The 12947-nt window shown below is 70.8% G+C and carries 12 protein-coding genes; 10 read left to right on the top strand and 2 right to left on the bottom strand.

Going from position 1 to position 12947, the window contains the following annotated elements:
* Nucleotides 1-102 precede the first annotated feature (102 nt).
* Both P3G67_RS06615 and P3G67_RS06610 read right to left on the bottom strand, forming a co-directional pair.
* Nucleotides 103-1689, bottom strand: a complete 1587-nt coding sequence (locus P3G67_RS06615) for a hypothetical protein (RefSeq protein ID WP_276092813.1) — start codon at nt 1687-1689, stop codon at nt 103-105.
* Nucleotides 1690-1918: 229 nt separating this feature from the next.
* Nucleotides 1919-4117, bottom strand: a complete 2199-nt coding sequence (locus tag P3G67_RS06610) for an elongation factor G-like protein EF-G2 (RefSeq protein ID WP_276092619.1) — start codon at nt 4115-4117, stop codon at nt 1919-1921.
* A 289-nt stretch (nt 4118-4406) separates the two neighbouring features.
* Here P3G67_RS06610 and pgsA point away from each other — a divergent pair, with 289 nt between their 5' ends.
* From pgsA to ruvB, 10 genes are all read left to right on the top strand, one after another.
* Nucleotides 4407-5069, top strand: a complete 663-nt coding sequence (gene pgsA, locus P3G67_RS06605) for a phosphatidylinositol phosphate synthase (protein WP_276092618.1) — start codon at nt 4407-4409, stop codon at nt 5067-5069.
* A complete protein-coding gene (locus P3G67_RS06600) occupies nt 5066-6004 on the top strand; it encodes a phosphatidylinositol mannoside acyltransferase (protein WP_276092617.1) in 939 nt (312 codons plus the stop codon). The genes pgsA and P3G67_RS06600 overlap by 4 nt, the downstream gene beginning before the upstream one ends.
* Entirely contained in the window at nt 6001-7152 is a 1152-nt protein-coding gene (locus P3G67_RS06595; protein ID WP_276092616.1) for a glycosyltransferase family 4 protein, read from the top strand. The genes P3G67_RS06600 and P3G67_RS06595 overlap by 4 nt, the downstream gene beginning before the upstream one ends.
* Before the next feature lie 192 nt (nt 7153-7344).
* Nucleotides 7345-7893: a hypothetical protein gene (locus tag P3G67_RS06590; RefSeq protein ID WP_269854932.1), complete on the top strand. Its 549-nt coding sequence runs from the start codon at nt 7345-7347 to the stop codon at nt 7891-7893.
* Nucleotides 7894-8103: 210 nt separating this feature from the next.
* A complete protein-coding gene (gene pdxS, locus P3G67_RS06585; protein WP_269854931.1) occupies nt 8104-9018 on the top strand; it encodes a pyridoxal 5'-phosphate synthase lyase subunit PdxS in 915 nt (304 codons plus the stop codon).
* Between the two features lie 132 nt (nt 9019-9150).
* Nucleotides 9151-9747, top strand: a complete 597-nt coding sequence (pdxT, locus tag P3G67_RS06580) for a pyridoxal 5'-phosphate synthase glutaminase subunit PdxT (protein ID WP_269854930.1) — start codon at nt 9151-9153, stop codon at nt 9745-9747.
* A 74-nt stretch (nt 9748-9821) separates the two neighbouring features.
* A complete protein-coding gene (locus tag P3G67_RS06575; protein WP_269854929.1) occupies nt 9822-10574 on the top strand; it encodes a YebC/PmpR family DNA-binding transcriptional regulator in 753 nt (250 codons plus the stop codon).
* Nucleotides 10575-10685: 111 nt separating this feature from the next.
* A complete protein-coding gene (ruvC, locus tag P3G67_RS06570; protein ID WP_269854928.1) occupies nt 10686-11222 on the top strand; it encodes a crossover junction endodeoxyribonuclease RuvC in 537 nt (178 codons plus the stop codon).
* A complete protein-coding gene (gene ruvA / locus P3G67_RS06565) occupies nt 11219-11833 on the top strand; it encodes a Holliday junction branch migration protein RuvA (RefSeq protein ID WP_276092615.1) in 615 nt (204 codons plus the stop codon). Before ruvC ends, ruvA begins: the two co-directional genes overlap by 4 nt.
* Before the next feature lie 47 nt (nt 11834-11880).
* Nucleotides 11881-12945: a Holliday junction branch migration DNA helicase RuvB gene (ruvB, locus tag P3G67_RS06560; protein WP_269854926.1), complete on the top strand. Its 1065-nt coding sequence runs from the start codon at nt 11881-11883 to the stop codon at nt 12943-12945.
* Nucleotides 12946-12947 lie beyond the last annotated feature (2 nt).

Here is a 12947-nt window from a genome sequence, read left to right as displayed (position 1 = left end):
CGCGCGTCGTCCTCAAACGCCGGACGGGCTGATCTATCAGCCCGTCCGGCGTTTGAGGACAACGTTTGAGGACCGAAGGGCGGGCGGCAGAAAACCCGGCCGTTACGCGTTATAAGCGTCCGCGGCCTTGGGCTCCGCCGCCTGGACCAACCCGCTGAGGACCAGGGAGCGATTGGTGAACCGCTCCGTGTTCACCCCGTTCTCCTCCAGCACGGAGATCGCCGCGGCGTTCACCGCCCGCAGCACGGGAGTGGCCGCGCGCAACGCGTCGTCCGCCATGAAGCGGTGCTTCCACGGCTTGTCCGCCCACGCGTGCCGCAGCCCGAACGGCTCGGGCAGCGCGAGTTGGCCGCCCAGGAAGTCCAGGACCGGCGGGAACCAGGTGAACGGCGCCCGCGCCGCGAGCCGTACCACCTCCCCGGCGTCCACCAGCGGCAGGTGTACGGTCCGGGTCTCCCAGAACTTGACGGTCTTGGACACCTCCTTGGTCTTCGGTGAAGGGCCGCCCATGAACAGCGAGTTCACCGGCCCGAGCGCATGCCCGGTCACCTCGATCCGCAGGGTGTAGTGCAGCACCGTCACCGTGATCAGCAGGTTGATCACCAACTGACCGTCCCACAGCACGAACTGCACCCCCAGGTAGTGCCGGTTGCCGCTGCCGAACTGCTGCTCGTTGCAGATCCGCTGTATCTCGAAGTCCTTGACGGTGAAGCCCTCGACCTCGGGCCCGGTGGGTCGGTTGACCTCCTTGGCGTTCTCCCCGACCGGCGCCACGATCCAGTGCCGTACGGTCGGCTTGGGGAAACCGCCGGTGTGCAGTGGACCGCGCTCCAGATCGCGCAGCCGGTCCTGGATGGCCTTGATCACGTCCCAGCTGCGGAACGGGTGGATGTCGGTGTCGGGCCGCGGCTCCAGCTCCTCCGCCAACTGCCACACGCCCCACCGCGATCCCATCCCCAGGATGCCCTTGGGGCCGGCGTAGAAGACCACGTTGCTGCTCTGCTCGGTGGCCAGCGCCACCAGTGACTGCCGCATCAGCTCGGCGCGGGTCTGGTTTGGGTGCTGCGGTACCGCCTCCGGGATCCTGGCGCCGACCCCGCCCCCGCCGAGCAGCGACGCCCAGCGCTCCCGCAGGTCCACCGCGGTCTTCTCGCAGATCCGCTTGGCGACGTACCAGCCGAGGATCGGAACCAGCAGCATCACCCGCAGGTACAGCCCGAAGAACCCGGTCAGCGGTGGCCGCAACAGCAACAGCGCGGCCAGTCCCACCACCACCGCGAGCACCAGGCCGCCCAGTGAGCTGACCCGGCCCGCCAACTTGCCGAGCGTGCGGCGCAGTTGGAACGCGCCGAGCCAGATCAGCACACCGGGCAGGAACAGCAGCCCGCACACGCCCATCACAACGGTCAGCCGGCGGTCGCGCTGCTGCCGGATCCGGTTGGCCGCCAGGCAGTGCACCACCACGGTCTGCGGGTCCATGCCGAACGACTGAACGGTCTCCTTGCGCGCGCCACCCAGCATCCGCACCTGTACGGCACGGGCGAACGCCTCGCCGAGGTTGGGTTCGAAGAGGGACAACTTCGGTGGTCTGACGCCCGCTTCGGGGTTGATCTTCACCAGGTCCTCGACCGGCCCGTCCCGGTACGCGGCGGAGGAGAGCGCCTGTGTGGCGGCGGTCTCCCCACCCATACCGGTGAGCGGCACCTGAGCGCCCGGGCTGAAGTCGAACTCCACGCCGGAGAAAGACACTTCCGCCCCCCAACTCCCTCACCCGACGGCCCGCGGCGGGCCGTCAACTACCGTCATCGCGGATCGGATTGGCACACCGTCCGATCTACGAGCACAGCGTATCCGGACGGTGACCAACCCGTCAGTGGTGCGATGCGAAGGACGTCTCCCGAGCTGCGTGGGACGGGAGTTACCTGCTCCCCTCCTGCTCCTCCCGCAGCTTCGCGGCGAGTTGCGACGGCATCGGCTCATGCCGGGCGTACGAGCGGTTGAACCGGCCGGTTCCGTGCGAGATCGACCGCAGGTCGATCGCGTACCGGCCGATCTCGATCTCCGGCACCTCCGCACGCACCAACGTCCGCCCGGGACCCGCCGGTTCGGTGCCCACCACCCGGCCCCTGCGTCCGGCGAGGTCGCTCATCACCGGCCCCACGTACTCGTCCGAGACCAGTACCTGCACCTCGGCGACCGGCTCCAGCAGATGGATGCGGGCCTCCTTGGCGGCCTCCCGCAGCGCCAGCGCGCCCGCGGTCTGGAAGGCGGCGTCCGAGGAGTCCACCGAGTGCGCCTTGCCATCGAGCAGGGTGACCCTGATGTCCACCACCGGGTAGCCGGCCGCCACGCCCCTGGCGGCCTGCGCCCGCAGGCCCTTTTCCACCGAAGGAATGAACTGCCGCGGCACCGCGCCGCCGACCACCTTGTCCACGAACTCGATGCCCGAGCCCACCGGCAGCGGCTCCACCTCGATCTCGCAGATCGCGAACTGCCCGTGCCCACCGGACTGCTTGACGTGCCGACCGCGCCCGGCCGCCTTCTCACCGAAGGTCTCGCGCAGCGACACCTTGTACGGCACCGCGTCCACCTGCACCCCGTACCGGGCGCGCAGCCGTTCCAGCGCCACATCCACATGCGCCTCGCCCAGACACCACAGCACCACCTGGTGGGTGTCCTGGTTCTGCTCAAGGCGCATCGTCGGATCCTCGGCGACCAGCCGCGCCAGGCCCTGCGACAGCTTGTCCTCGTCCGCCTTGCTGTGCGCCTCGATCGCCACCGGCAGCAGCGGATCCGGCATGACCCACGGCTCCATCAGCAGCGGATCGTCCTTCGCGGAGAGGGTGTCGCCGGTCTCCGCGCGGCTCAGCTTCGCCACGCACACCAGATCGCCCGCGATGGCCCTGGGCACCGGGCGCTGGACCTTGCCGAACGGGGAGGACAGCGCCCCGACCCGCTCGTCCACGTCGTGGTCCTCATGCCCGCGGTCCGCCAGGCCGTGCCCGGACACGTGCACCGTCTCGTCGGGGCGCAGCGTCCCGGAGAAGACCCGCACCAGGCTGATCCGGCCCACATAGGGGTCGGAGGAGGTCTTGACGACCTCGGCGACCAGCGGCCCGTCCGGGTCGCAGGGCAGCGGCGGGCGCGGTGCGCCCTGCGGGGTGGTCACCGCGGGCGTCTCCCGCTCGGCCGGGGTCGGGAAGCCGCCGGTGACCAGCTCCAGCAGCTCCAGGGTGCCCAGGCCCTGCCGGGCGCCCTCGGCCGGTGGCGCGGCGGCCAGCACCGGGTGGAAGGTGCCGCGCGCCACGGCGCGCTCCAGATCCTGGATGAGGGTCTTGAAGTCGATCTCCTCGCCGCCGAGATAGCGGTCCATGAGGGTCTCGTCCTCGCTCTCGGCGATGATCCCCTCGATGAGCCGGTTGCGGGCCTCCGCGATCAGCGGCAGGTGCTCGGGGTCGGGGTCGCGTTCGACCCGTTCGCCCGAGGAGTAGTCGTAGACCCGCTGCGACAGTAGCCCGATCAGCCCCGCCACCGGGGTGTGCCCGTCGGGCCCCTCCTCGCCGTACAGCGGCAGGTACAGCGGCAGCACCGCATCGGGGTCCTCGCCGCTGAAGACGCGCTGGCAGATGGCGGTCATCTCGTCGAAGTCGGCGCGGGCGTTCTCCAGGTGGGTCACCACCACCGCGCGGGGCATGCCGACCGCCGCGCACTCCTCCCACACCATCCGGGTGGCGCCGTCCACGCCGTCCGCGGCCGAGACGACGAAAAGGGCCGCGTCCGCCGCGCGCAGACCGGCCCTCAACTCCCCGACGAAGTCCGCGTACCCGGGGGTGTCCAGCAGATTGATCTTGACGTTGCCCCAGTCCACCGGGATCAGGGAGAGCTGTACGGAACGCTGCTGCCGGTGTTCGATCTCGTCGAAGTCGGAGACCGTCGTCCCCTCCTCGACCCGGCCGCACCGGTTCATCGCCCCACCGGCCAGCGCCAGCGCCTCCGCCAGCGTCGTCTTGCCCGCTCCGCTGTGGCCGACCAGCACCACGTTCCGCAGTCCTTCGGGCCGGTCGGCCGCCGGTGCGCCTCCGGCGGCTCCAGCATGTGCGTCTCGCCTGTCGCCCATCGCTTGCCTCCAGTCACTGCATGGTGGCTGCCCTCGTCGAGCCCGCGGCTCATGAGGGCAGGGCTGGCTCGCTGCAGGCGCGAACGCGAAGGCCACGGGACTGATCAGGCGGCTCCGGTGGCGCCCGCGGTTATTCGACCTTCCCACGCCCTTACGTTTGCGTCCATACGTCGTACCCCCGCCCGTACCGGACGGGTGCCTGTGACCGGCCGCACTCGGCGCCTGGCTACGATGGGGCCGCCGGGGCCGAAAGGGGCCAAGCCGGTACCACTGACCTGTCGGGAAGGCCATGCTGAACAAGTACGCGCGTGCTTTCTTCACGCGTGTCCTCACACCGTTCGCCGCACTGCTGCTGCGTCTGGGCGTCAGCCCCGACGCGGTCACCCTCGTCGGTACGGGGGGCGTGCTGGCGGGGGCGCTGGCCTTCTACCCCAGGGGCGAGTTCTTCTGGGGCACCGTCGTCATCACGCTGTTCGTCTTCTCCGACCTGGTCGACGGCAACATGGCCCGCCAGCTGGGCCGCTCCAGCCGTTGGGGGGCGTTCCTCGACTCCACCCTTGACCGGGTGGCGGACGCGGCGATCTTCGGAGGTCTCGCGCTGTGGTACGCCGGGGGCGGCCACAGCCTGGTGCTGTGCGCGGTGACCATCTTCTGCCTGGCCAGCGGCCAGATCGTGTCGTACACCAAGGCGCGCGGCGAGGCCATCGGGCTGCCGGTCAACGTCAACGGGCTGGTGGAGCGCGCCGAGCGGCTGGTGATCTCACTGGTGGCCTGCGGCGTCTCCGGGCTGCACAAGTTCGGTGTACCGGGCATCCAGGTGCTGCTGCCGATCGCGCTGTGGATCGTGGCCGCGGGCAGCCTGGTGACCATGGTGCAGCGCGTGGTCACCGTGCGCCGCGAGGCGGCGGAGGCCGACGCGGCGGCACGCGAAGGGGAGGGGAACCCGGCGTGAAGGAGAAGCTCACCGACGCGCTGTACGGGGCCGGATGGACCGCGGTCAAACGGCTGCCCGAGCCCGTGGCGAACGCACTGGGCCGGGGCATAGCCGATCTGACCTGGCGCAGGCGCGGCAAGGGAGTACTGCGCCTGGAGGCGAATCTCGCGCGGGTCGTCCCGGACGCCACCCCCGAGCGCCTGGCCGAGCTGTCCCGCGCCGGAATGCGCTCCTACCTGCGGTACTGGATGGAGTCCTTCCGGCTCCCGGCCTGGAGCAGGCAGCGCATCAGGGACGGTTTCGAGGTCAAGGACATCCATCTGCTCGAAGAGGCGCTCGCCGCGGGCAACGGCGTGGTCCTCGCCCTGCCGCACATGGGCAACTACGACCTGGCGGGCGCCTGGGTCACCACCAAGCTCGGCGTACCGTTCACCACCGTCGCGGAGCGGCTCAAGCCCGAGACGCTCTACGACCGGTTCGTCGCATACCGCGAGGGCCTGGGCATGGAGGTGCTGCCGCACACCGGTGGCGCCGCGTTCGGCGCCCTCGCCCGGCGGCTGCGTGCCGGGGGACTGGTCTGCCTGGTCGCCGACCGCGATCTGTCCGCCTCCGGGATCGAGGTCTCGTTCTTCGGCGATACCGCCCGGATGCCCGCGGGACCTGCGATGCTGTCCGTACAGACCGGTGCGCCGCTACTGCCGGTCACCCTCTGGTACGACGAGTCGGCGGTCATGCGCGGACAGGTGCATCCCCGGATCGAGGTGCCCGAGGGCGGGACCCGGACCGAGAAGGCGAAGGCGATGACGCAACGGATGGCCGACGCCTTCGCCGAGGGCATCGCCGAGCATCCGGAGCACTGGCACATGCTGCAGCGGCTGTGGCTCGCGGACCTGGAACCGCGCCCGGACATCGCCGCTCGGCGGTCCGACGGCTCCGGAACGGAGCGGCCTTGAGGATCGGGATCGTCTGCCCGTACTCCTGGGATGTCCCCGGTGGCGTGCAGTTCCACATCCGGGACCTCGCCGAGCACCTGATCGGTCTCGGCCACCGGGTCTCGGTGCTGGCCCCGGCCGACGACGACACCCCGCTGCCGGGCTACGTCGTCTCCGCCGGGCGGGCGGTGCCGGTGCCGTACAACGGCTCGGTGGCCCGGCTCAACTTCGGCTTCCTGTCCGCCGCGCGGGTACGGCGCTGGCTGCACGACGGAGCCTTCGACGTGATCCACATCCACGAGCCCGCCTCGCCGTCGCTGGGGCTGCTGTCCTGCTGGGCGGCGCAGGGGCCGATCGTGGCCACGTTCCACACCTCCAACCCGCGTTCGCGCGCCATGATCGCCGCATACCCGATCCTGCAACCGGCGCTGGAGAAGATCAGCGCGCGGATCGCGGTGAGCGAGTACGCCCGGCGCACCCTCGTCGAACACCTCGGCGGCGATGCCGTGGTGATCCCCAACGGCGTCGACGTCGACTTCTTCGCGAAGGCCGAACCGAAGCCGCAGTGGCAAGGGGAAACGATTGGCTTCATCGGCCGGATCGACGAGCCGCGCAAGGGACTTCCCACGCTGATGCGGGCGCTGCCGAAGATCCTCGCGGCCCGGCCGGAGACCCGGCTGCTGGTCGCCGGGCGCGGCGACGAGGAGGAGGCGGTCGACGGGCTGCCCGAATCCATGCGCGAGCGTGTGGAGTTCCTCGGCATGGTCAGCGACGAGGACAAGGCGCGGATGCTGCGCAGCGTGGACCTGTACGTGGCGCCCAACACCGGTGGTGAGAGCTTCGGCATCATCCTGGTGGAGGCGATGTCGGCGGGCGCGCCGGTGCTGGCCAGCGATCTCGACGCCTTCCGGCAGGTGCTGGACGGGGGAGCGGCGGGCGAGTTGTTCCCGGTGGAGGACGCGGAGGCGCTGGCCACTTCGGCGGTACGGCTGATCGGCGACCGCGAACGGCTCGCGGAGCTGCGGGAGTCGGGCAGCAGGCACGTACGGCGGTTCGACTGGTCGACGGTCGGGGCGGAGATCCTTTCGGTCTACGAGATGGTGACGGACGGCGCGGCTTCTGTGGCGCCGGACGAACGGACCGGGCTGCGGGCGCGGTTGCGCCTGTGACCCTCCGCGGGGTTCGCGTTCCTCTTCCCGCCTCCCACTTCTTTGCTGCCACCTTCGCGTACCGGTGCGCCGCATCGGTTGTGGGTGGGGGACGATGCGTTGCCCGCCGGTGGGACGGCGAACGGACGGGCGGGTGGTGGAGAGACCACGCGAACCCCCGACCATCCGCACGAACCCGTAGGCTTGCAGCCCGTGACGTTCACCTTGATCTGGATCGCGGCAGCACTGGTCCTGCTGGGCATCTATCTCAGCTGGACCGCCGGCCGGTTGGACCGCCTGCACGCGCGCATCGACGCGGCGCGCGCCGCGTTGGACGCGCAACTGCTGCGCCGCGCCTCGGTGGCACAGGAGTTGGCGACCTCCGGCATCCTCGATCCGGCCGCCTCGATCGTGCTGTACCAGACCGCCCACGCGGCCCGGCAGGCCGAGGACGAGCAGCGCGAGGTCGCGGAGAGTGACCTGAGCCAGACGCTGCGCGCGGTCTTCGCCGAGCCCGACACCGTACAGGCGGTACGGGAGGCACCGGGCGGCCCGGAGGCGGTGGGCGAACTGACCGCGGCGGTACGCCGTACCCCGATGGCCCGCCGGTTCCACAACGACGCGGTGCGCGCCGCGCGCGCCCTACGGCGGCAGCGCGCCGTCCGCTGGTTCCGGCTGGCCGGGCACGCGCCGTTCCCGCTGGCCTTCGAGATGGACGACGAGCCGCCGCAGGCCCTCACCGCGGACGGGGCGAGCCGCTAGCGGCCGTTCCCAGGCCAACCGCGGCCCGCGGAGCGGTGGAAATCGGGCCACTGGGTGGCGATTGGCCCTTGTTCTTGGTCTGATGCCTCGGGTTTTGTCAGTTCCGTAGCGGCGGTCCGGCCGAAGTGGACCTGAGGGCAGGTCCAGGGTCGATCCGTACGGTCCTACGATGGGCCTATCGCACACGTATCTCAACGAGTGAGGTCAATCTTGTCCACCACGCCCGCCAGCACCACTGCCAGCCCCGAGACCGGCACCGCGCGCGTCAAGCGCGGCATGGCCGAGCAGCTCAAGGGCGGTGTGATCATGGATGTGGTCACCCCGGAGCAGGCCAAGATCGCCGAGGACGCCGGTGCCGTCGCGGTCATGGCGCTTGAGCGGGTGCCCGCCGACATCCGCAAGGACGGCGGCGTGGCCCGCATGTCCGACCCCGACATGATCGACGGCATCATCAACGCGGTGTCGATCCCGGTCATGGCCAAGTCCCGGATCGGCCACTTCGTCGAGGCCCAGGTGCTCCAGGCGCTGGGCGTGGACTACATCGACGAGTCCGAGGTCCTCACCCCCGCCGACGAGGTCAACCACAGCGACAAGTGGGCCTTCACCACGCCCTTCGTGTGCGGTGCGACCAACCTGGGCGAGGCGCTGCGCCGGATCGCCGAGGGCGCGGCCATGATCCGCTCCAAGGGCGAGGCGGGCACCGGCAACGTGGTCGAGGCGGTGCGCCACCTGCGCCAGATCAAGGGCGACATCGCCCGGCTGCGCGGCCTGGACAACCACGAGCTGTACGCCGCCGCCAAGGAGCTGCGCGCCCCGTACGAGCTGGTCAAGGAGGTCGCCACGCTCGGCAAGCTGCCCGTCGTGCTGTTCAGCGCGGGCGGCGTGGCCACCCCGGCGGACGCCGCGCTGATGATGCAGCTCGGCGCGGAGGGCGTCTTCGTCGGCTCCGGCATCTTCAAGTCCGGCGACCCGGCCCAGCGCGCCGCCGCGATCGTGAAGGCCACCACCTTCTACGACGACCCGAAGGTGATCGCGGACGTCTCCCGCGGCCTGGGCGAGGCCATGGTCGGCATCAACTGCGACACCCTCCCGGAGACCGAGCGCTACGCCAACCGCGGCTGGTAACCACCCGCCCCGAACCACCGATGGTCCGGGCCACGGCCGCGCTGGGAGCTTCCAGGGGCTTCGCCCCGGAATCCCCACCGCGCGGCCGTGGCCCGTCCGTTGGGCCGAGAAACGTCTCCGAAAGGTTCCGCTGTGCCCATTACCCCCACCGTCGGCGTGCTCGCCCTCCAGGGCGATGTACGTGAGCACACCGCCGCGCTGGAGGCCGCCGGTGTCCAGACCCGCCCGGTGCGCCGCCCCGAGGAACTCGACGGTGTCCACGGCCTGGTGATCCCGGGCGGCGAGTCCACCACCATGTCCAAGCTGGCCGTCACCTTCGGCCTGCTGGAACCGCTGCGCGCCCGGATACGCGGCGGAATGCCCGCCTACGGCTCCTGCGCGGGCATGATCATGCTCGCCGACAAGATCCTCGACGGCCGTGACGACCAGGAGACCATCGGCGGCATCGACATGACGGTGCGTCGCAACGCCTTCGGCCGCCAGAACGAGTCCTTCGAGGCCGCCGTGGAGATCGCGGGCATCGAGGGCGGCCCCTGCGAGGGCGTCTTCATCCGCGCTCCATGGGTCGAGTCGGTGGGCGCCGGGGTCGAGGTGCTCGCGCGGCTGCGGGACGAGACGATCGTCGCCGTCCGCCAGGGCAACCTGCTCGCCACCTCCTTCCACCCGGAGCTGACCGGAGACCACAGGGTGCACGCGTTGTTCGCGGGCATGGTGCGGCAGTCGGGGTGAAAAGCCGGACCGCGTGATCCCGGTAGGATCACAAGTGTTCGTTGGCAGTTTGGTGACGTGAAGGAGACAGGCGGATGTCCGGCCACTCTAAATGGGCTACGACGAAGCACAAGAAGGCCGTGATTGATGCCAAGCGCGGCAAACTCTTCGCGAAGCTGATCAAGAACATCGAGGTCGCGGCGCGGATGGGCGGTGCCGACCTGGACGGCAACCCGACTCTTTACGACGCCGTACAGAAGGCCAAGAAGAGTTCGGTACCGAACAAGAACATCGACAGCGCGATCAAGCGCGGTGCCGGCCTGGAGGCGGGCGGCGCCGACTACCAGACGATCATGTACGAGGGCTACGGCCCGAACGGTGTCGCCGTGCTGATCGAGTGCCTCACCGACAACCGCAACCGCGCCGCCTCCGAGGTGCGCGTCGCGATGACCCGCAACGGCGGCTCGATGGCCGACCCGGGCTCGGTGTCGTACCTGTTCAACCGCAAGGGCGTGGTGATCGTCCCGAAGAACGGGCTGACCGAGGACGACGTGCTCGGTGCCGTGCTCGACGCGGGCGCCGAGGAGGTCAACGACCTGGGCGAGTCCTTCGAGGTGATCAGCGAGGCCACCGACCTGGTCCCGGTGCGCAAGGCGCTCCAGGAGGCGGGCATCGACTACGACTCCGCCGACGCCAACTTCCTTCCCACCATGCAGGTGGAGCTGGACGAGGAGGGCGCGCGCAAGATCTTCAAGCTGATCGACGCCCTTGAGGACAGCGACGACGTGCAGAACGTGTTCGCCAACTTCGACGTCCCGGACGAGATCATGGAGAAGGTCGAAGCCTGAGCCCCTGAAGGGGGGCCGGTGGGAAACACCCCCACCGGCCCCCCTTCGTTGTCAGTGGCACCCGATAACCTCCGAAGAACAGCTGATCGACGGCGTGAAGGGAGGGGCTCGGTGCGTGTGCTCGGAGTGGACCCGGGACTGACCCGCTGCGGTATCGGCGTGGTGGACGGCGCCCCGGGAAAACCGTTGCGCATGGCGGGAGTTGGCGTCGTCCGCACCCCGGCCGACGCGGACATCGGCGAGCGCCTGGTGCTCATCGAACGCGGCATAGAGGCCTGGCTCGACGAGCACCGGCCGCAATTCGTCGCCGTGGAGCGGGTGTTCAGCCAGCACAACGTCCGCACCGTGATGGGCACCGCGCAGGCCAGCGCCGTCGCCCTGCTCTGCGCCTCCCGCCGCGGCCTTCCGGTCGCACTGCACACCCCCAGCGAGGTCAAGGCCGCCGTCACCGGCAGCGGCCGGGCCGAGAAGGCGCAGGTCGGCGCCATGGTCACCCGGCTGCTACGGCTTGACGCACCGCCCAAGCCCGCCGACGCCGCCGACGCGCTGGCCCTGGCCATCTGCCACATCTGGCGCGGCACGGCCAGCGACCGGCTGCGCCAGGCCGTCGCCGCCCAGCGGCTCCGTACTCCGAAAGGCACCGCATGATCGCCTTCGTCAGTGGGCCGGTCGCGGCCCTGTCCCCGGACACCGCGGTCGTGGAGGTCGGCGGTGTGGGGATGTCGGTCCAGTGCACCCCCGGCACCCTGGCCGCGCTTCGGTTGGGGGAGCCGGCCCGGCTGGCCACCTCCCTGGTGGTGCGCGAGGACTCGCTCACCCTCTACGGCTTCGCCGACGACGACGAGCGGCAGGTCTTCGAACTCCTGCAGACGGCAAGCGGGGTTGGGCCCCGGCTGGCCCAGGCCATGCTCGCCGTCCACTCGCCCGACGCCCTGCGGCTGGCCGTCGCCACGGACGACGAGAAGGCGCTCACCGCGGTGCCCGGCATCGGCAAGAAGGGCGCCCAACGGCTGCTGCTGGAGCTCAAGGACCGACTCGGCGCCCCCGTGGGCGGCGGCACCGTGGCGGCCCCCGCGGCCGCCGCGCCCGCATCGTGGCGGGACCAACTCCACGCCGCCCTGGTCGGGTTGGGCTACCAGCCCCGGCAGGCCGATGAGGCGGTCGCCGCGGTGGCGCCCGAGGCAGAGGCCGAGGGCGGCACGCCCAATGTCTCGGCACTGCTGCGCTCCGCTCTGAAGACCCTCAACCGGGCCCGCTAGCCCGCCGACCGCAACGACGTCCGCCCCGACAAAGGACAGACCCACCCATGACCTGGGACGACCCAGTACCCGAGACCGACCAGCGGCTGGTCGCCGCAGCCGCGGACGGTGAGGAGCGCGCCGTCGAGGCCGCCCTGCGGCCCAAGGACCTCGGCGAGTTCATCGGTCAGGAGCGGGTCCGCGAACAACTCGACCTGGTGCTCAAAGCGGCCCGCCAGCGCGGCGGCACCGCCGATCACGTACTGCTCTCCGGCGCTCCGGGCCTCGGCAAGACCACCCTGTCGATGATCATCGCCGCCGAGATGGGCGCCCCGATCCGGATCACCTCGGGACCCGCCATCCAGCACGCGGGCGACCTGGCCGCGATCCTGTCGTCGCTCACCGAGGGCGAGGTCCTCTTCCTCGACGAGATCCACCGGATGTCCCGGCCCGCCGAAGAGATGCTCTACATGGCGATGGAGGACTTCCGGGTCGACGTGATCGTCGGCAAGGGCCCCGGCGCCACCGCCATTCCGCTGGAGCTGCCGCCGTTCACCCTGGTCGGTGCCACCACCAGGGCGGGCCTGCTGCCGCCCCCGCTGCGCGACCGCTTCGGCTTCACCGGCCACATGGAGTTCTACGGGCCCGCCGAACTGGAGCGGGTCGTGCGCCGCTCCGCCGATCTGCTCGACGTGGCGATCGACCCCGAGGGCGCCGCCGAGATCGCCGGCCGGTCCCGCGGCACCCCCCGGATCGCCAACCGCCTGCTGCGCCGGGTCCGCGACTACGCCCAGGTCAAGGCGGACGGCGCGATCACCCGCGAGATCGCCGCGCAGGCACTCGATGTGTACGAGGTGGACCTGCGCGGCCTGGACCGGCTGGACCGCGCGGTGCTGGACGCCCTGTTGCGGCTGTTCGGCGGTGGACCGGTGGGACTGTCGACACTGGCGGTGGCCGTGGGGGAGGAGAGGGAGACGGTGGAGGAGGTGGCGGAGCCATTCCTGGTACGTGAGGGGTTGCTGGCGCGCACTCCGCGTGGCCGGATCGCCACTCCCGCCGCTTGGGCCCACCTGGGCCTGGTTCCGCCGCAGCAGTCGAACCCGCCCGGCCAGCAGGGGCTGTTCGGCCAGTGACG

The organism is Streptomyces silvisoli (assembly GCF_029269905.1).
GTDB classification, from domain to species: domain Bacteria; phylum Actinomycetota; class Actinomycetes; order Streptomycetales; family Streptomycetaceae; genus Streptantibioticus_A; species Streptantibioticus_A silvisoli_A.
Note: the sequence above shows the minus strand (reverse complement) of the source record. Positions and strands in the feature narration are given on the sequence as shown.

Coding starts and splice junctions, on each gene's coding strand:
- P3G67_RS06575 (WP_269854929.1), top strand. CDS start 9,822: ATGTCCGGCCACTCTAAATGGGCTACGACGAAGCACAAGAAGGCCGTG.
- P3G67_RS06615 (WP_276092813.1), bottom strand. CDS start 1,689: ATGGGTGGGGAGACCGCCGCCACACAGGCGCTCTCCTCCGCCGCGTAC.
- P3G67_RS06610 (WP_276092619.1), bottom strand. CDS start 4,117: ATGGGCGACAGGCGAGACGCACATGCTGGAGCCGCCGGAGGCGCACCG.
- ruvA (WP_276092615.1), top strand. CDS start 11,219: ATGATCGCCTTCGTCAGTGGGCCGGTCGCGGCCCTGTCCCCGGACACC.
- ruvB (WP_269854926.1), top strand. CDS start 11,881: ATGACCTGGGACGACCCAGTACCCGAGACCGACCAGCGGCTGGTCGCC.
- pgsA (WP_276092618.1), top strand. CDS start 4,407: ATGCTGAACAAGTACGCGCGTGCTTTCTTCACGCGTGTCCTCACACCG.